Source organism: Yunchengibacter salinarum (genome assembly GCF_037658235.1).
Lineage (GTDB): Bacteria > Pseudomonadota > Alphaproteobacteria > Sphingomonadales > Kordiimonadaceae > Yunchengibacter > Yunchengibacter salinarum.
This window is the reverse complement of sequence record NZ_JBBJLN010000006.1, coordinates 84,397-101,656: the sequence shown is the minus strand read 5'-3', so window position 1 is coordinate 101,656 and position 17,260 is coordinate 84,397. Positions and strand designations below refer to the sequence as shown.

Below are 17,260 nucleotides of genomic sequence, written 5' to 3'. Positions count from 1 at the left end.
TTCAGCGGCCCCTCAGCCGCCCGTGCCGCCCACGGTCAGGCCGTCCACGCGCAGGGTGGGCTGGCCCACGCCGGCGGGAACGCTCTGGCCGCCCTTGCCGCAGGTGCCGACGCCGGGGTCCAGCTCCAGATCATTGCCGATCATGGATACTTTCGTCAGCACATCCGGCCCGTTCCCGATCAGGGTGGCGCCCTTGACCGGTTCCGCCACCTTGCCACCACGGATGCGATAGGCCTCGGTGCAGGAAAAGACGAACTTGCCGCTGGTGATGTCCACCTGGCCGCCGCCGAAATTGACGGCATAGAGGCCGTCATCCACGCTGGCCAGAATCTCGCCGGGGTCTTTGTCCCCCGCCAGCATGAAGGTATTGGTCATGCGTGGCATGGGGGCGTGGGCATAATTCTGGCGGCGCCCGTTGCCCGTGGCGTCCATCCCCATCAAGCGGGCATTGTGACGGTCCTGCATGTAGTTTTTCAGGATGCCGTCCTCGATCAGCACGGTGCGGTCGGTGGGGGTGCCTTCGTCGTCGATGGTCAGCGAGCCGCGACGGCCTTCCATGGTGCCATCGTCCACCACCGTGACGCCGGGGGCGGCGACCCGCTGCCCCATCAGCCCGGCAAAGGCGGAGGTTTTCTTGCGGTTGAAATCGCCTTCAAGCCCGTGGCCGATGGCTTCGTGCAGCAGAATGCCCGGCCAGCCGGGGCCGAGCACCACGGTCGTCTCCCCGGCGGGGGCGTCCACGCTTTCCAGGTTCACCTCCGCTTGCCGGATCGCTTCGTGCACCTGTGCCTGCCAGGTGGCTTCATTGAAGAAATCATCATAGCCAGACCGGCCCCCCAGGCCCTGAAAGCCGCTTTCCCGGCGCTCGCCGCTGGCCATCACAACGGACACGTTCATCCGCACCAGCGGGCGGATATCGCGCATACGCTGGCCGTCCGCGCGCAGGATTTCCACCGCCTTCCAGCTTCCGATCAGGGAGGCGCTGACCTGCGCCACGCGCGGATCGCGGGCGCGGGCATAGCGGTCGATCTCCTCCAGCAGGGCCACCTTGCGCTTGAAGTCGATGCCGGTCAGCGGGTTGGCATCGGTGTAAAGCTGGCGATTGGTGCGCACCGGCGCCGGGCTCATCACCGCACTGCGGCCCAGGCGAATGGCGCCCACCGTGTCCGCGGCGCGGGCGATGGCGTCATGGGACAGCTCGTTGGCGTGCGCGAAGCCGGTGGTCTCGTCCAGCACGCTTCTGAGCCCGAATCCCTGCCCGGAGTCGAAATTGGCCGCTTTCAGCCGGCCGTCGTCGAATGTGAAGGACTCGCTCTGGCTGGATTCCAGATAGAGTTCCCCGTCATCCATGCCCCTGAGCGCATCCGAGACCTGGCGCTCGGTTCGCGCCGCATCCAGGGCGGTGCCGTCGAAAAAGGGTGAAAGGCCGCTGTCGCCTTTGGTCATGCTGGCTCCTTGCTGTATGAGTCCTTGGCTGCCGTGCGGGGCCTTGCGGCTGTTTACCGCAGTGCCGCTTCATGGTGAGTGAGCTAGCATCTTGCCTGCGAAATGCCAAGAAAGCCCGCTGGAACACCATGGTTTTTTCGTCGCAAGGCGGGCCTGCGGGCTTGAGCGCGCGGCAGCCTCTGGTATAAGGGCGCAGATTGTTGCCATGGGCGCCCCGCTGCCATCACCCGATGGAGGGGTCCCGGCACGGGGTTGGGTTTGAGGAATAAAGGACCGATGAACATGACCGTCAAACGATTGACGACCGTATCGGGTCTGGCGTTGATGTCGCTGGCCACGGCGCCCGCCGCGCTGGCCGATCGCGTCGGCGCGGCAGAGGACAAGGGGCTCTGGCTTCAGGATGCCGCCAATGAGCAAATGGCCAGGATCACCGATTTCAACGAATTCCTGATGTGGATCATCACCGCGATCACGATTTTCGTGTTCGCCCTGATGTTCTGGGCCATGATTCGCTATCGGGAAAAGGCCAACCCCGAGCCGAGCAAGACCAGCCACAACACGCTGATCGAATTCATCTGGACCGTGGTGCCCATCGGCATTCTGGTGGCCATCGGCTTCTGGTCCATTCCGCTGCTTTATTATCAGGAGCACGTGCCGGAAACCGAATTTGCCATTCAGGTCACCGGCAATCAGTGGAACTGGACCTATAATTACCCCGACCATGGCGATATCCAGTTCACGTCCACCATCGTGCCCGATGCCGCCTTCACGGATGCCAGCCTGCGCGGCGAATATGAAAAGGGCCTGAGCGAGTTTCTGGGCCGCGAAGCGCAGCTTAATCACCGCCTGCTGGATACGGACAACCGCGTGGTGGTGCCGGTGAACACCAAGATCCGCCTGCAAATCACCGCCAGCGATGTGATCCATAGCTGGACGGTGCCGTCCTTCGGCGTGAAAATGGATGCCGTTCCGGGCCGCCTGAACGAAACCTGGTTCGAGGTGAACGAAGTGGGCACCTATTACGGCCAGTGCAGCGAGCTGTGTGGCAAGGACCATGCCTATATGCCGATCGCGGTGGAAGTGGTCAGCCGCGAGGCGTTCGATGCCTGGGTCGAGAATGCCAGGGAAATGTATGCTGCCGGGGCCGGGCGCACCGCCCTTGGCCGCTGAGCATCCAAGATTTGATGGACTGTGGCCGTTCAAGGCCTGAGTGAAAGGAAGAGCGATGGCTCACGCAAATCCGACCGGTTGGAAACGGTGGGTCTATTCCACCAACCACAAGGACATCGGGGTGATGTATCTGTGGTTCGCCTTCATCGCCGGCATGATCGGGTTCGGCATGTCCGGCCTGATGCGCATGGAACTGGCCGAGCCCGGCCTTCAGTTCCTGCCCTCCTTCTTCGGCATCACGGAAGACCATGCCCGGCACATGTATAATGTGCTGACCACGGGGCACGGCCTGATCATGGTTTTCTTCATGGTCATGCCCGCCCTGATCGGCGGGTTTGGAAACTATTTCGTGCCGCTGATGATCGGCGCGCCGGACATGGCGTTCCCGCGCATGAACAATGTGTCCTTCTGGCTGATGCCGCCCGCTTTCATCCTGCTGCTGCTGTCCACCATGGTGGAAGGCACCGCGGGCATGAGCGGCTTTGGCGGTGGCTGGACGGCCTATGCGCCGCTGTCCACCTATGGCCATACGGGGCCGAGCATGGATCTGGCGATCCTGTCTCTGCACGTGGCCGGGGCCAGCTCGATCATGGGGGCGATCAACTATATCACCACCATTTTCAACATGCGCGCGCCGGGCATGACCATTCACAAGATGCCGCTGTTCAGTTGGTCGATCCTGATTACCGCCTTTCTGCTGGTGCTGTCGCTGCCGGTTCTGGCGGGCGCCATCACCATGTTGCTGACGGATCGCAACTTCGGCACCACCTTCTTCGATCCGGCGGGCGGCGGTGACCCGATCCTGTTCCAGCACCTGTTCTGGTTCTTCGGCCACCCGGAGGTTTACATCATGATCCTGCCCGCCTTCGGGATCGTCAGCCATATCGTGTCCACCTTTTCCAAAAAGCCGGTGTTCGGCTATCTGGGCATGGCCTATGCCATGGCGGCCATTGGCTTCATCGGCTTCGTGGTGTGGGCGCACCACATGTACACGGTGGGCCTGGACGTGGACACCAAGGCCTATTTCGTGGCGGCCACCATGGTGATCGCCGTGCCGACGGGGGTTAAGATCTTCTCATGGATCGCCACCATGTGGGGCGGCTCGATCCGCTTCACCACGCCCATGCTGTACGCCATCGCCTTTATCCTGCTGTTCACGGTGGGCGGCGTGACCGGCGTGGTGCTGTCCAATGCGGGCGCGGATGTGGTGCTGCACGATACCTATTATGTGGTGGCGCACTTCCACTATGTGCTGTCGCTGGGGGCGGTGTTCGCCATCTTTGCCGGGCTGTATTACTGGATCGGCAAGATGTCCGGGAAGCAGTATCCCGAATTCATCTCCAAGGTGCAGTTCTGGATCACCTTCATCGGCGTGAACCTGATCTTCTTCCCGCAGCACTTCCTGGGTCTTCAGGGTATGCCGCGCCGCTATGTGGATTACCCGGATCAGTATGCCTACTGGAACAAGATCTCCAGCCTGGGCTACCAGATCACCTCGATCGGTGTGGTGCTGTTCATCGGCATCATGGCCTATACGATCTTCTTCAAGAAGAAGACCGTGGCGGCCAATCAGTGGGGCGAAGGCGCGACGACGCTGGAATGGACGCTGTCCTCCCCGCCGCCGTTCCACCAGTTCAATGAACTGCCCAAGGTGAAGTAACAAAACCCCCCGCCGCCGGGATATGCCCGGCGGCGGCTTTACAACAGGATGACCGCTACCGTGTCCGCTTCTTCCGACGCCCATATGCCCCGGATGACCGATGCACCCGCACCGGTGGCGCCCGTCGGTGAGCCCCCGGTGGCGGAAGCCAGCGATTTCTGGGTGCTGCTGAAGCCCCGTGTCATGTCGCTGGTGATCTTCACGGCGATCGTGGGCCTGATCGCCGCTCCCGGAAGCCTGCACCCGGTGCTGGCCCTGTCGGCTATCTTGCTGATCGCGGTGGGGGCGGGGGCATCCGGTGCGCTGAACATGTGGTGGGATGCGGATATCGATGCCGCCATGCGCCGCACCGAATCCCGCCCGGTGCCCGCGGGGCGCATCAGCCCCGGTGAAGCCCTGGGCTTTGGCCTCAGCCTGTCGGTGGGGTCCGTGGTGCTGCTGGGGCTGATGATCAATCTGACCGCCGCCGCCCTGCTGGCGCTCACCATCGTGTTCTATGCGGTGGTCTATACCATGTGGTTGAAGCGCCGCACGCCGCAGAACATCGTGATCGGCGGCGCCGCCGGGGCGTTCCCGCCCATGATCGGCTGGGCCGCGGTCACCGGCAGCGTCACGCTGGATTCGCTTATCCTGTTCGCCATCATCTTTTTGTGGACGCCGCCGCATTTCTGGGCGCTCAGCCTGTTCACCACCACGGACTATCAGGCCGTGGGCGTGCCCATGCTGCCGGTGGTGGCCGGGCGGCGCCACACACGGGCGCAGATTCTGGGCTATTCGGTGGCGCTTGTGCCGGTGGCGCTGGCGCCCGTGGCCACGGGCCTTGGCGGCTGGATATATGGCAGTGTCGCCGCGATGATGAGCGCCGGTTTCCTGTGGCTGGCCTGGGCGGTCTGGCGCGCGCGGGACGGGGCGGAAAAGCGGCTGTTCGGCTTTTCCATCCTGTATCTGTTCGCGCTTTTCGGCGCCCTTGCCGTGGACAGCCTGGCAGGCCGGATCTGACCCTTTATCAGGAGTCTCGACCATGGATGAACGCTCCCCGATGCACAAACGGATGAAGCGACGCAACCGGGCGCTTGGCCTGGCGCTGGCCGGGCTCGTGATCTTCATTGGCGTGCTCAGCTATTTCAAGATTGATGTGGCCTCGCCATGACGGAAGCGCTTGCCAGAAAGAACGGGCGCGTGGCGCTGATTGTCGGGGGGGTGGTGGCCGCCATGGTGGCGCTTTCCTTTGCGGCGGTGCCGCTTTACGATCTGTTCTGTCGGGTCACCGGCTATGGCGGCACCACCCAGACAGCGGGGGATCGCGCCGGGCCGCAGGTGACCGACCGGGACGTGACCATTCGTTTCGCGTCCAACACGCACCGGGACATGCCCTGGCGGTTCAAGCCGAAGCAGAATACCCAGTCCCTGAAGGTGGGTGAAAAGACCATCGCGGTCTATGAAGCCTATAATCCCACCGACCGGACCATCACCGGCACGGCGACCTATAATGTCACGCCGCTCAAGGCCGGCAGTTATTTCATCAAGGTGGATTGTTTCTGCTTTACCGAGCAGACCCTGAAGCCCGGTGAGCGGGTTGACATGCCGGTGATCTATTATATTGATCCGGCCCTTGCGGACGACCCGGAAATGGGCGATGTGACAGAGGTAACGCTGTCCTATACCTTCTTCGTGAAGGAGACCGGCTGACCGGCATGGGGGCCGGCACCGGCGAACATCATGAACGTCGCGCCCCCGGCCAGCCGTCGGGGAGCGGGCAAACGGGTACCGGGGCCAGTCCCGGTGCCGCGCGTTGAGGAGACGAGACAATGGCGGGTGACGTCAAACACGACTATCATCTGGTGGACCCAAGCCCCTGGCCGGCGGTGATGTCCACTTTCGTGCTGCTGCTGACGGTGGGGGCCGTTTTCACCATGAAGCCGGATGCGGCGCTCTTCGGCGTGGAGGGCAGCAGCTTCGGTACCTATATTCTGGTGACCGGCTTTCTGGGCGTGCTGTATTCCATGTATGCCTGGTGGAAGGATGTGATCAAGGAAGCGCTCTCCGGGGACCACAAGCCGGTGGTGCGGATCGGCCTGCGCTATGGCATGATCCTTTTCATCGCGTCGGAGGTGATGTTCTTCGTCGCCTGGTTCTGGGCTTTCTTCAATGCCTCGCTGTATCCCGCCCAGCCCACGCCGGACATCTTCGCCTTCTGGGGCAGCCTTGGCACCGACGCCCCCTGGCCGCCCGAAGGCGTGGAAACCTTCGATCCCTGGCACCTGCCCTTCATGAACACGCTGATCCTGCTGCTGTCCGGCACCACCGTGACCTGGGCGCACCATGCGGTCATGGAAGGTGACCGGGACGCCCTGAAAAAGGGCCTTTGGCTCACCGTGATACTGGGCTTCATTTTCACGCTGTTGCAGGTTTATGAATATACCCATGCCGCGTTCGAGTTTTCCGGCAATATCTATGGCGCCACCTTCTTCATGGCCACGGGTTTCCACGGTTTCCACGTGGTGGTGGGCACCATCTTCCTGGCCGTGTGCCTGGGGCGTGCCTATAAGGGCCATTTCAGCCCGGACCATCACTTCGGCTTTGAAGCGGCGGCCTGGTACTGGCACTTTGTGGACGTGGTCTGGCTGTTCCTGTTCTTTGCCGTTTATATCTGGGGCGGCCAATAGGGCGCCCCGGCCCGGCGGCCCGCCCGGTTCATCTGCTGAAAGGCGGCACGCATGGCTCAGGACCATAAAACCGAAAACACGGACACCGGCCCGGCCCATGCGGGGCCGGTGTCGCCGTTAAAGGCGGGGCTTGCGGGCCGCTGCCCCCGCTGCTTCAGGGGCAAGGTGCTGCACAAGGGCCTGGAACTGCGCCCCGCCTGCCCGGCCTGCGGGCTGGATCTTCGCCAGGTCGATCCGGGGGATGGCCCGGCGGTCTTCGTCATTCTGATTCTGGGGGCGTTGACCGCCGTTCTGGCGTTCATCATCGGCGGACTGGTGCGTCCGCCCATGTGGGTGCACATGATCCTGTGGCCGCTGTTCATCGCCGGTGCCGGGTTCTGGATGCTGCGCGTGGTCAAGGTGATCCTGGTGGCGCTGGAATTGCGCCATGATGCCCATGAGGGCCGAATCGATCCCGCCGGGGACGCGGATGACCCCGCACCCGATGACCAAAGCCGATGACCGTGGCTGACCAGCCCCGCTTCCAACCGGGCCGCGGCCTGACCGTTGCCACGCTGGTGGCGCTGGCCATCCTGATTGTGCTCGGCACCTGGCAGGCCCGCAAGGTGGGGCCGAAAACCGCCCGCGTGGCCGAGCTGGAAGCGGGCCTTGCCGCGCCGCCCGCGCCGCTCCACCGGCTGGAGTCGGCGGGCACGCTCGCCCCCTATCGCCGGGTGACGATCACCGGGCGGTTCATGGACACCCCCCCGATCGCCGTGTTCGGCACCAATCTGGACGGGGAGGGCGGCTATCATCTCTATCTGCCCTTTTTGCGGGACGGATCGCGGCCCGTGCTCGTCTCCCCCGGCTGGGTGGCGGATCGCACGGCCCCGGTGACCCTGCCCACCGATCGTCTAACGGTGACCGGTGTGCTGCGGCGCGGTGCACAGCCGGGGCCGTTCACCCCGGTCAATCAGCCGGAAAGCGGGGACTGGTTCACCGCCCGCATGGACGAGATGGCCGATCATTTCGGCCTTGCGCGGGTTCTGCCTTACCGGGTGATTCTGCAAGCTGGGGACTGGACCGCCGCGCCGCTGCGGGCGGGGCAGGTGCGGGTTCAGATCCGCAACAATCACCTGGAATATGCCCTGACCTGGTATGGCCTTGGGCTGGCGCTGGTGGCGGTCTATCTGGCTTATGGCCTGGCCAGGGCGCGCCGGTCGGCCGATCCGCGATAAGGCGGGCCGAAGCCCTCTCTTGCGCCGGGGCGCGCCGGGCACTATGACTCGCGGCCGGGTCAATCCGGCAATCTGAGAAAGGGCGTTTCGGTGCAGTACAGCTCTACCCGCGGGGAAGCTCCCGCCCTCGGCTTTGAAGATACCATCATGACCGGGCTGGCCCCGGATGGCGGCCTTTACATGCCGGATCATCTGCCGCACTGGTCGGCGGACGATCTGCGGGCCCTGCGCGGGCAGCCCTATCACGCCGTGGCCGCCGCCGTGATGCGGCCTTTTCTGGCCGACGCGCTGGACGGTGACACGCTGGACCGGCTGACCCGCCGGGTTTATGGCGGTGACCGGTTCCGCCACAGCGCCACGGCGCCGCTGGTGCAGCTTGGCCCCAATGACTGGGTGCTGGAGCTGTTCCACGGCCCCACTCTGGCGTTCAAGGATTTCGCGCTGCAATTCCTGGGGCAGCTTTTCGACCTGTTTACCCGCCGTCAGGGCCGTCGGCTGACCATATTGGGTGCCACCAGTGGCGATACCGGCTCGGCGGCCATCGAGGGTTGCCGCGGGGCGGAAGCGGTGGATATCTTCATGCTTCACCCCAAGGGGCGCGTGTCCGAAGTGCAGCGCCGCCAGATGACCACCGTGGACGCGCCCAATGTGGTCAATATCGCCGTGGATGGCACCTTTGACGACTGCCAGGCATTGGTGAAAGCCGCTTTTGCCGATGCGGCCTTCCGCGATCAGGTGGGGCTCAGCGCCGTCAATTCCATCAACTGGGCGCGGGTGATGGCGCAGATCGTCTATTATGTCTATGCCGCCGTGGCGCTGGGGGCGCCGGATCGGCCCGTGTCCTTTTCCGTGCCCACCGGGAATTTCGGCGATGTGTTCGCCGGCTATCTGGCCCGGCGCATGGGCTTGCCGGTGGAAATGCTGGCCATCGCCACCAATGCCAATGACATCCTGACCCGCTTCCGGGAAACCGGGCGTTATGAGCGCGGGCCGGTGGCATCCACCCTGTCGCCCAGCATGGATATCGGCATTTCCTCCAATTTCGAGCGCCTGCTGTTCGACCTGCTGGACGGCGACAGCGGTGCCGTGCGCGGCCACATGGAAAGCCTGAAACAGAGCGACGGCTTCACCTTGCCGGATCAGGCCGTCAGCCGGTTCCGGGGCCTGTTCACCGCCGCGCGCGTGGATGATGCGGGCACGGTTGCCACCATGAAGGATGTGTTGGCCGATACGGGCCTGCTGCTGGACCCGCACACCGCCATCGGTTTCGATGTGGCGCGCCGCACCCTGCCTGAAGACGGCGCGGCACGGGTAACGCTGGCCACCGCCCATCCGGCCAAGTTCGCCGATGCGGTCACAAGGGTGCAGGACGGCCCCGCGCCCCTGCCGCCCCATCTGGCCGATCTGATGAGCGCGCCGGAACGCTATGATACGCTGCCCGCCGATCTGGAGGCCCTGAAGGCCCGGATGCTCAAGGGGGCGACGCCGGGACCGGTTCGGGGGTCCGCATGAGCGATGACCGTGTGCGCCTGACGAGGCTGCCGGGGGGCTTGCGCATCATCAGCGAGCAACGCCCGGCGCTGGAGACCGTTTCCGTCGGTGTATGGGTGGATGCGGGCTCCCGGCTGGAAGGGCCGCGGGAGCAGGGCATCACCCATTGCCTTGAACACATGCTGTTCAAGGGCACCGAGCGGCGCAGCGCGCGCGACATCGCGCTGGAGATCGAAGCCGTGGGCGGCCAGATGAACGCCTTCACCAGCCGCGACCAGACCCTGTATTACTGCCGCGTTCTGAAGGACGACATGGGCCTGGCGGTGGACCTGCTGGGGGACATTCTCACCCGCTCCGTATTCGATCCGGCGGAACTGACCCGCGAAAAGGAAGTGATCCTTCAGGAACTGGCGCAGGCGGTGGAAACGCCGGATGACATCATTTTCGACCATCTTCAGGAAGCGGCGTATGGCGATCAGCCGCTGGGGCACAATATTCTCGGCACGCCGGAAACCGTCGGCGGTTTTACCCGCGACGATCTGAACCTTTATATGGCCGAGCGCTATCAGGCGGGGCGCATGGTGGTCTCGGCGGTGGGCAATCTGGATCATGACCGGCTGGTGGCGCTGGTGGCCGAGGCGCTGGCCGATGTGCCACCGGGCGATGGCGGGCCCACGCCGCCCGGTGTGTTCACCGGTGGTCGCAAGCTGGATTCCCGCCCGCTTGAGCAGGTGCATCTTACGCTGGGCTGGCCGGGCGTCTCCTATTTCGATGCGGATTATTACCCGGCGCAGGTTTTCACCACCCTGCTGGGTGGCGGCATGTCCTCGCGCCTGTTTCAGACCGTCCGGGAGGAACGCGGGCTGGCCTATGCCATCTTTTCCTTCGCCAATGCGCACCGGGACACGGGCATGAGCGGCCTGTATGCCGCCGCCGCCCCCGAAGCCGCCGCCGAGGTGCTGGCGCTGGTGCGGGCGGAGGTGGAGGATCTGGCGCGCGGGCCGGGGGCGGAGGAAGTGGCCAGCAGCATCAATCAGCTCAAGGCCGGGCTGATGATGGCGCTGGAATCCACCACGTCCCGCATGGAACAGCTTGGCCGCCAGCTTCTGGTGTTCGACCGTGTGGTGACGGTGGAAGAAATCCTGAAGGACGTGACCAGCGTGACCCCTGACGACGTGGCCCGAATGGCGCGCGACCTGCTGGACAGCAAGACACATGCTTTCGCCGCCGTGGGCGCGGGGGATCTGCCGTCGCTGGACGTTTGAATGTCCGGGGCGGGGTTTTCAGGCGGAGCAGTCGGGCGGGGCAGCCGGGTGTAACAGCCGGGCGGGTCAGGCGTGGCCCGCTTCGGTGGACAGCATGGCCGGTTCAATGCCCAGCATCCGCATGGCGCGGGGCCATTTATGGTCCAGATCGGTGTTGAAGACGATTTCCTCGTCCGCGCTGGCGGTCAGCCAGCCATTGTGCTGGATTTCCTGCTCAAGCTGGCCCGGCCCCCAGCCGGCATAGCCCAGCGCCACCAGATGGTGCGCCGGCCCGCGACCGGCGGCGATTTCCTGAAGAATGTCGATGGTGGCGCTCAGCGCCATGCTTTCCGAAACGATAAGGGTGCTTTCCTGTGCGTAATCGGCACTGTGCAGCACGAAGCCGCGCCCCGGTTCCACCGGGCCGCCAAGATGCACGGTGGTATCGGGGCAGGCGTCATCCGTGGGGATGTCAAGCTGCTGCAACAGGCCCTGAAAGCTCAGGTCGGGAAAGCTCTGATTGATCACCAGTCCCATGGCACCGGAGTCGTCATGGCTGCAAATATAGATCACGCTGCTTTCAAAGCGGGTGTCGTCCATCCCCGGCATGGCCAGAAGAAGGCTACCCGTGAGATAGGCGCCGGTGGGTAATGGGGTACTGCTCATGAGATCAAGTCTATCCCTTTCCGGTGACGCGAACAAACATTGAAAGCAAAGATGCGATCAGACCATTGATCTGGGGTATGACAGGCGCGCGTAAAAGAGGTCACGGCAAAAAAACCGCCCCATGCACACGCTTTCGTGAGTCGGTGTAACTGGCCGGGGCGGTTGCGGGTTGGTAGAACAAACACAGAGTGAAATGATGCGCGCACCACTGGATGCGCGGTGCATGACAACGAGGAACACCTATGACGCGGACTGGCTCTGGCCCTGTCTTGACCCTGGAACGGCCCCGGAAACCGGGCTGGCGACTGGCCCGGCACCTGATGCTGGCGGGTGGACTGCTGCTTGGCGCCACCATGGGCGCTTCCCATGCCGGCACCACCGACTGGTCCAGCCATGACGAGGCCATGCGCACCCGCCTGATCACGGGTGTGATGGATCAGCCCGTCAAGGGGCTGGACGGTCAGGTGATCGCCTGGCAGGCGGACATGAACAGCGGCTGGAAGACCTATTGGCGCTCCCCCGGCGAAGCGGGCCTGCCCGTGCGCGTGCGGGTCAATGGAACGCCGGTGGACCTGCGCTATCCCGTGCCCAGGAAGTTCACCCTGTTCGGCATAACCACATATGGCTATGGCGATCAGGTGGTCATGCCTTTCCGCCTGCCGGAAGGGGTGAGCGGCGACAGCCTGACCATCGAGGCCGAGTTCATGGCCTGCAAGGATGTGTGCCTGCCTTTCAAACAGCAATACACCCTGAACCGGGATCAGTTGGGTAGCGGCGATCCCGTCGCCGATGTGACGCTGAACGCCTGGGCCGATCGCCTGCCCGATGTGCAGGGGGGTGCCGGTGCGGGGCTCGCCATTGACGGTGCGCGCGTGGTGGGGCCCAAGGGCCATCAGCGCCTGATCGTGGATGCCAGTGCGGGCCAATCGCTGGATGGCGCCCGGCTGCTGGTGGAATGTGACGGTATTCAGTTCGCGCCGGCCACGGTGCAGTTGCGCGGCGATGGCACCAGTGCCCGGTTCGTCGTGCCGGTGATGCGGCAGGGCGAGACTGTGCACGACCTGAATGGCCGGGATGTGCGCCTGACCCTGGTGCGCGGAGACGGGCAGGCGATCGAGCGGGACCGGTCTCTCGGTTGAGCCGCGATCCTGCCATATCCTGAAACGCGCCCTTGTCTGGGCGCGCGACGGCCTTACCCTGACGGGGCGATGGCGGTTCCGCCATCGACAGTCCATTCGGGACAGTGCCGCCAATGCGGCGCTGCCATAGCCAATTTATCACAAGGGGATCGAGCATGATCAAAGTGGGCGATAGCGTGCCTGAGGGCACATTCATGGTGATGACCGACGACGGGCCGGGGCCGATCAGCGCCGATGAGCTTTTCAAGGGCAAGAAGGTGGCGTTTTTCGCCGTACCCGGCGCGTTCACACCCACCTGTTCCGCCCGCCACCTGCCGGGCTTCGTGGACAAGGCGGCCAGCCTGCGGGACAAGGGCGTTGACCATATTGCCTGCCTTTCGGTGAATGATGTTTTCGTCATGGATGCCTGGGGCAAGAATGCTGGCGTGGGGGATGACGTGATCATGCTGGCGGATGGCAATGCGGATTATGCCCGTGCCCTGGGGCTCGATTTCGACGGCAGCAAGCTGGGCATGGGGCCGCGCGCACAGCGTTTCTCCATGATCGTGGAAGACGGCAAGGTCACGGCGCTGAACGTGGAAGAGCCGGGCGCCTTCGAGGTGTCCAGCGCCGATTACATGCTGGGCCAGCTTTAAAAGCGGCCTGATTACGGTCTTGCGGCGCGGGCGCTCCTTTCGGGGCGCCCGTTTTTGTATGGTCGGCTTGCATATTGGGCGCTATCGGGGCAATGATCGCGGGACATGCAGCCGCCCGCAAGGGTGCGGGCAAAGGGGCAGGGGCATATGGGGATCACCGGCCAGGAAGCAACACGATGAGTTTCGCCACCGCCATCAAGGCGCGGCTGGTGGCCGCCCATGTGAGCGCCCGGCGGGATCGGTGGCGGGCGCGCCGGGCGGACTGGCGCCGACGCCTGGCGCGGAAGCCCCGCGAGGTGATCTATTTTCACCGGGTGGATGATCCGGTTTCCCAGCTTATGGTGCAGGTCTTGCCGGAACTGGCGGATCGCTTTGATGTGCGGATTCGCCCCCGCGTGGTGGAGCGGCTGCCCGCCCAGATGTACCCGGACCCGGCCCGCTATGAGGCACTGACCATCATCGATGCCACGCGGCTGGCGCAATTGTACGGGCTGGGGTTTCCCGGCCATGCACTGGTGCCGGATCGGCTGGCCGTGGGCATGGCCACCCGCCATCTTGCCGCGCTGGAGACGGACCCCGCCTTTTTCGATGTGGCGCAGGAAGTGGGGGGCGCGCTCTGGCGGCAGGACATGGCCGCGGTCAAGGCGCTTGCCGTGCAGGCGGACATGGCCGAATCCCGCCTGCGCGAGAATGAGAGCCTGTTGCGCCGCCTTGGCCATTATCAAAGCGGCACGCTGTATCATCAGGGGGTGTTCTATCCCGGTCTCGACCGGCTGGACCATCTGGAACGGGATCTTAACTGGCTTGGCGCCGGGGACGGGCAGGTGCGGTTCAACCAGACCCGGCGCTGGCGGGAAAAGCTGGAAGGCAGCCCGCGCACATTCCCTGGCCGCACGGTGGAGCTGTTTTTCTCTCCGCGCAGTCCGTACAGCTATCTGGGGCTGGAGCAGATCGTCGAATTTGCCGAGCGCACGGGCGTGAAGCTGCGCCTGAGACCGGTTCTGCCCATGGTGATGCGCGGTCTGAAGGTGCCGCCCCTGAAGGCGCGCTATATCCTGATGGATGCCGCCCGCGAGGCGCGGCTGGAAGACATCCCCTTTGGCCGCATCGTGGACCCGCTCGGCACCGCCACGGAGCGGGCTCTGTCCATCGGCTTCAAGCTGATGGACACCGATGAGGCGCTGCCCTTTTTCCGCCGTTTCATGGCCGCCGTCTGGTCCGAGGGCGTCGACGGGGCGGAAGAAAAGGGCATGATGAAAATTCTGCGCGGCGCCGGGCTGCCGGAACGGTATGTGCGCGGCGGCCTGCCAGGCGATGATTGGCGCGCCCTGGCCGCCGAGAATCAGAGCGCCATGCTGCGGGCGGGCAGTTGGGGTGTGCCCACCTTCCGGGTGGATGACCGTGTTTTCTGGGGGCAGGACCGGTTGTGGGCCATTCTGGACCATCTTGATCATAGTCAAAAGCTATCATAGGCCGCGTTTTCTGCTTTTCACCGGCGGAAAGGGGCTGGTAGCCCGGCACACCCACCCTATCTCTCATTCCGGGAATAACGGAGGAGAGGACTCATGAAGAATGCTGTGGTTCCGGGCCTTGTGGCCCTTGTCGGCCTGGCTGCGGGTCTGCTTGCCCATGACCGGCCCGCCGCCGCCGAGGTCACCCTGCCGCTCGGCATGGTAACGGTCGAAGTGGTGGCAAAGGGCGTGCCGGTGCCCAATGGTCAGGTGTCTGTTTCGGAAGTGGCGCGGGGTGTTGGCGTGGTGCCGCCGGGCCATGTGTCCAAGGCGCCCACCATGCTGCTGCATGATCCGGTGCGCACAAAGCCTGACCGCACAAGCCATATCCCCATGCCGAAGTGCGACATGACCCGCCCGCGCGGCTGCCCGGCGGCGGGGCGCTGAGGGGTGTAACCGCTGATTTCGGTCATGCCGGAGATATCAGAACACGGGACCGCGACAAAAACCCTGTCGCGGTCCTTTTGTATTTGGACTGTGCCGCTATAGTGTGGCCGTGAAGACAGAAACAGCGGGGGAGGATAGTCGATCATGATTGATGGAAAACGGAGCCTGCGGCTTTTCGGTGCCGGGCTGCTTATGCTGACCGTGGCGGCGTGCGCCGGGGCGGAGCGGGATATGGACGGGGCGGCATCCGGCACCGGGCCGGGCGCGGCGGCAACCGGCGCCCTGTTCGATGCGAACCGGCTGGAAGCGGATGTGCGCTTCCTGGCCGATGACAGCCTCAGGGGCCGGGAAGTGGGCACACGCGGCTATCGTATCGCGGCCAATTTTGTCGCCAGCCGTTTTCGCGCGCTGGATTTGGCGCCCGCGGGCGAGGGTGAAAGCTATTTCCAGCAGGTGCCGTTTCGCACCGCCAGCGTGTCGGCTGAGGATGCGGGCATCAGCCTGACCGTGGACGGCGAAACCCGAACACTGGAAATGGGGCCGGACTTCATCACCTTTGGCAGCGTTGCCAACCCTCAGGCCGACGTTGAAGGGCCGGTGGTGTTCGCCGGATATGGCATTCACGCACCGAAACTGGGCCATGACGATCTGGCCGGGCTGGACCTGCACGGCAAGGTGGCGCTGGTGCTGTCCGGGGCGCCGGGCAGTTTCAACAGTGAAGTGCGCGCGCATCACGGCTCCACCGGCACCAAGGCGGAGGAACTGGCCGAACGGGGCGCCAGGGGGGTGCTGGTGGTCAAGACACGGGTGGATGAAAAGCGCCGCCCGTTCGCCCGGATGAAGCGCTATATCGGCCATGAAAGCTTTGACTGGGTGCGCCGCGAAGGTGATGAGGGCGGCGCCGCCGCCCGCGTTGAGATGAGCGCTTCCATCAGCCATGACGTGGCGGCGGACCTGTTGGCGAGCGGCGGCCTGTCGCTGGACAGTGTGCTGACCGCCGCCGAGACGGGCGCACCGCAGGGGGCCGCGCTGAATGCGCGGGTCGCCATGCACCGCAACAGCCAGTTGGGTGATGTGGTGCACGGCGCCAATGTGGCGGGGATGCTACCGGGCACGGACCCCGCGCTCAGGGATGAAGTGGTGGTGATGACCGCCCATCTGGACCATGTGGGCGTGCAGGATCATGAGGAAGGCGAGGACAAGATCGCCAATGGCGCGCTGGACAATGCGGCGGGTACGGCGGTGATGCTGGAAGTGGCCCGCGCTTTCGCCGAGCCGGAAAACCGCCCGGCCCGCAGCCTGCTGTTCCTGGCCGTGACGGCGGAGGAAAAGGGGCTTCTCGGCGCTGAATATTATGCCGAATATCCCACCGTGGATATGCCCCGGCTGGTGGCCAATGTGAATCTGGACATGCCGGTTCTGCTCTATGATTTCAGCGATGTGGTGGCCTTCGGGGCGGATCGGTCCAGCCTTGGCCCCATTGCGGAAAAGGCGGTGAAGGGGGCCGGTGTCACCCTGTCGCCGGACCCCATGCCGGAAGAGGGCATCTTCACCCGCAGCGACCATTACCGCTTCGTGGAAAAGGGCGTGCCCGCCATCTTCCTGATGACCGGCTGGGGTGAAACGGCGGACGGCGTGGATGGCGGCGCGAAGTTCCGCGATTTTCTGGCCAACACCTATCACGGGCCCAAGGATGACCTGAACCAGCCGATCGACTATCAGGCGGGCGCCAAGTTCGCCCATGTGAACTGGCTGATCATCCGCGACCTGGCCAATGCCGTCGACACGCCGCATTGGAACGCCGGGGACTTTTTCGGCGAAACCTTCAACGGCCCCATGGCGGACGACTAGCGGCCCCCGCGTCATCCCGCCCCGCGCGGGATGACGCGGGCCACAAGCCCCCTTGCACGCGCGCAAAAAAGAAGCACGAGCCTATCCCACGGGCGCGACCGCGCCCCGCCGCCCCTGCGGCGCCCTCGCGGAGCCGCAGCGCGTAGCGCTCAGGCGTGAGCGGTAAACCAACGGGCG

At 64.6% G+C, this 17,260-nt stretch carries 17 protein-coding genes; 15 read left to right on the top strand and 2 right to left on the bottom strand.

Annotated elements, in window-relative coordinates:
* Nucleotides 1-12: 12 nt before the first annotated feature.
* Nucleotides 13-1,446, bottom strand: coding sequence for a metalloprotease TldD (tldD, locus tag WGH93_RS08240; RefSeq protein WP_374764399.1), 1,434 nt, complete (start codon nucleotides 1,444-1,446; stop codon nucleotides 13-15).
* A 282-nt stretch (nucleotides 1,447-1,728) separates the two neighbouring features.
* Between tldD and coxB the strand changes: the two genes are divergently transcribed.
* The 10 genes from coxB to WGH93_RS08190 all read left to right on the top strand — a co-directional run bounded on the left by coxB (nucleotide 1,729) and on the right by WGH93_RS08190 (nucleotide 10,915).
* A complete protein-coding gene (gene coxB, locus WGH93_RS08235) occupies nucleotides 1,729-2,616 on the top strand; it encodes a cytochrome c oxidase subunit II (RefSeq protein WP_374764398.1) in 888 nt (295 codons plus the stop codon).
* A gap of 55 nt (nucleotides 2,617-2,671) precedes the next feature.
* Nucleotides 2,672-4,276, top strand: coding sequence for a cytochrome c oxidase subunit I (gene ctaD, locus WGH93_RS08230; protein WP_374764397.1), 1,605 nt, complete (start codon nucleotides 2,672-2,674; stop codon nucleotides 4,274-4,276).
* Nucleotides 4,277-4,369: 93 nt separating this feature from the next.
* The gene (locus tag WGH93_RS08225; RefSeq protein WP_374764488.1) at nucleotides 4,370-5,275 is read left to right on the top strand and encodes a heme o synthase; all 906 of its coding nucleotides are present in this window, start codon (nucleotides 4,370-4,372) and stop codon (nucleotides 5,273-5,275) included.
* A 22-nt stretch (nucleotides 5,276-5,297) separates the two neighbouring features.
* A complete protein-coding gene (locus WGH93_RS08220; RefSeq protein ID WP_374764396.1) occupies nucleotides 5,298-5,426 on the top strand; it encodes a cytochrome c oxidase system small membrane protein in 129 nt (42 codons plus the stop codon).
* On the top strand, nucleotides 5,423-5,965 hold the full coding sequence (locus WGH93_RS08215; RefSeq protein WP_374764395.1) for a cytochrome c oxidase assembly protein: 543 nt from the start codon (nucleotides 5,423-5,425) through the stop codon (nucleotides 5,963-5,965). The genes WGH93_RS08220 and WGH93_RS08215 overlap by 4 nt, the downstream gene beginning before the upstream one ends.
* A 119-nt stretch (nucleotides 5,966-6,084) precedes the next feature.
* On the top strand, nucleotides 6,085-6,942 hold the full coding sequence (locus tag WGH93_RS08210) for a cytochrome c oxidase subunit 3 (RefSeq protein WP_374764394.1): 858 nt from the start codon (nucleotides 6,085-6,087) through the stop codon (nucleotides 6,940-6,942).
* Between the two features lie 51 nt (nucleotides 6,943-6,993).
* A complete protein-coding gene (locus tag WGH93_RS08205) occupies nucleotides 6,994-7,443 on the top strand; it encodes a DUF983 domain-containing protein (RefSeq protein ID WP_374764393.1) in 450 nt (149 codons plus the stop codon).
* Entirely contained in the window at nucleotides 7,440-8,159 is a 720-nt protein-coding gene (locus WGH93_RS08200; RefSeq protein WP_374764392.1) for an SURF1 family protein, read from the top strand. Before WGH93_RS08205 ends, WGH93_RS08200 begins: the two co-directional genes overlap by 4 nt.
* Nucleotides 8,160-8,249: 90 nt before the next feature.
* Nucleotides 8,250-9,671 carry a threonine synthase gene (thrC, locus tag WGH93_RS08195; RefSeq protein ID WP_374764391.1) on the top strand — a complete coding sequence of 474 codons (1,422 nt, stop codon included), beginning with the start codon at nucleotides 8,250-8,252 and terminating at the stop codon, nucleotides 9,669-9,671.
* Nucleotides 9,668-10,915 carry a M16 family metallopeptidase gene (locus WGH93_RS08190; protein ID WP_374764390.1) on the top strand — a complete coding sequence of 416 codons (1,248 nt, stop codon included), beginning with the start codon at nucleotides 9,668-9,670 and terminating at the stop codon, nucleotides 10,913-10,915. Before thrC ends, WGH93_RS08190 begins: the two co-directional genes overlap by 4 nt.
* Nucleotides 10,916-10,981: 66 nt before the next feature.
* Here the strand turns inward: WGH93_RS08190 and WGH93_RS08185 are convergent, their stop codons facing one another.
* Entirely contained in the window at nucleotides 10,982-11,560 is a 579-nt protein-coding gene (locus WGH93_RS08185; protein WP_374764389.1) for a YqgE/AlgH family protein, read from the bottom strand.
* A 242-nt stretch (nucleotides 11,561-11,802) separates the two neighbouring features.
* Here WGH93_RS08185 and WGH93_RS08180 point away from each other — a divergent pair, with 242 nt between their 5' ends.
* From WGH93_RS08180 to WGH93_RS08160, 5 genes are all read left to right on the top strand, one after another.
* Entirely contained in the window at nucleotides 11,803-12,699 is an 897-nt protein-coding gene (locus WGH93_RS08180; RefSeq protein WP_374764388.1) for a protein-disulfide reductase DsbD domain-containing protein, read from the top strand.
* Between the two features lie 155 nt (nucleotides 12,700-12,854).
* A complete protein-coding gene (locus WGH93_RS08175; protein WP_374764387.1) occupies nucleotides 12,855-13,334 on the top strand; it encodes a peroxiredoxin in 480 nt (159 codons plus the stop codon).
* A 176-nt stretch (nucleotides 13,335-13,510) separates the two neighbouring features.
* Nucleotides 13,511-14,806: a DsbA family protein gene (locus WGH93_RS08170; RefSeq protein ID WP_374764386.1), complete on the top strand. Its 1,296-nt coding sequence runs from the start codon at nucleotides 13,511-13,513 to the stop codon at nucleotides 14,804-14,806.
* 93 nt (nucleotides 14,807-14,899) lie between these two features.
* Entirely contained in the window at nucleotides 14,900-15,232 is a 333-nt protein-coding gene (locus WGH93_RS08165) for a hypothetical protein (RefSeq protein ID WP_374764385.1), read from the top strand.
* Nucleotides 15,233-15,376: 144 nt separating this feature from the next.
* Nucleotides 15,377-17,083 (top strand): M20/M25/M40 family metallo-hydrolase, encoded by a 1,707-nt coding sequence (locus WGH93_RS08160; RefSeq protein WP_374764384.1) that lies wholly within the window; start codon nucleotides 15,377-15,379, stop codon nucleotides 17,081-17,083.
* Nucleotides 17,084-17,260 lie beyond the last annotated feature (177 nt).

Excerpts from the sequence above, each read along its gene's own strand:
- tldD (WP_374764399.1), bottom strand. The coding sequence starts at position 1,446 with ATGACCAAAGGCGACAGCGGCCTTTCACCCTTTTTCGACGGCACCGCC.
- coxB (WP_374764398.1), top strand. The coding sequence starts at position 1,729 with ATGACCGTCAAACGATTGACGACCGTATCGGGTCTGGCGTTGATGTCG.
- ctaD (WP_374764397.1), top strand. The coding sequence starts at position 2,672 with ATGGCTCACGCAAATCCGACCGGTTGGAAACGGTGGGTCTATTCCACC.
- WGH93_RS08225 (WP_374764488.1), top strand. The coding sequence starts at position 4,370 with ATGACCGATGCACCCGCACCGGTGGCGCCCGTCGGTGAGCCCCCGGTG.
- WGH93_RS08220 (WP_374764396.1), top strand. The coding sequence starts at position 5,298 with ATGGATGAACGCTCCCCGATGCACAAACGGATGAAGCGACGCAACCGG.
- WGH93_RS08215 (WP_374764395.1), top strand. The coding sequence starts at position 5,423 with ATGACGGAAGCGCTTGCCAGAAAGAACGGGCGCGTGGCGCTGATTGTC.
- WGH93_RS08210 (WP_374764394.1), top strand. The coding sequence starts at position 6,085 with ATGGCGGGTGACGTCAAACACGACTATCATCTGGTGGACCCAAGCCCC.
- WGH93_RS08205 (WP_374764393.1), top strand. The coding sequence starts at position 6,994 with ATGGCTCAGGACCATAAAACCGAAAACACGGACACCGGCCCGGCCCAT.
- WGH93_RS08200 (WP_374764392.1), top strand. The coding sequence starts at position 7,440 with ATGACCGTGGCTGACCAGCCCCGCTTCCAACCGGGCCGCGGCCTGACC.
- WGH93_RS08190 (WP_374764390.1), top strand. The coding sequence starts at position 9,668 with ATGAGCGATGACCGTGTGCGCCTGACGAGGCTGCCGGGGGGCTTGCGC.
- WGH93_RS08185 (WP_374764389.1), bottom strand. The coding sequence starts at position 11,560 with ATGAGCAGTACCCCATTACCCACCGGCGCCTATCTCACGGGTAGCCTT.
- WGH93_RS08180 (WP_374764388.1), top strand. The coding sequence starts at position 11,803 with ATGACGCGGACTGGCTCTGGCCCTGTCTTGACCCTGGAACGGCCCCGG.
- WGH93_RS08175 (WP_374764387.1), top strand. The coding sequence starts at position 12,855 with ATGATCAAAGTGGGCGATAGCGTGCCTGAGGGCACATTCATGGTGATG.
- WGH93_RS08170 (WP_374764386.1), top strand. The coding sequence starts at position 13,511 with ATGAGTTTCGCCACCGCCATCAAGGCGCGGCTGGTGGCCGCCCATGTG.
- WGH93_RS08165 (WP_374764385.1), top strand. The coding sequence starts at position 14,900 with ATGAAGAATGCTGTGGTTCCGGGCCTTGTGGCCCTTGTCGGCCTGGCT.
- WGH93_RS08160 (WP_374764384.1), top strand. The coding sequence starts at position 15,377 with ATGATTGATGGAAAACGGAGCCTGCGGCTTTTCGGTGCCGGGCTGCTT.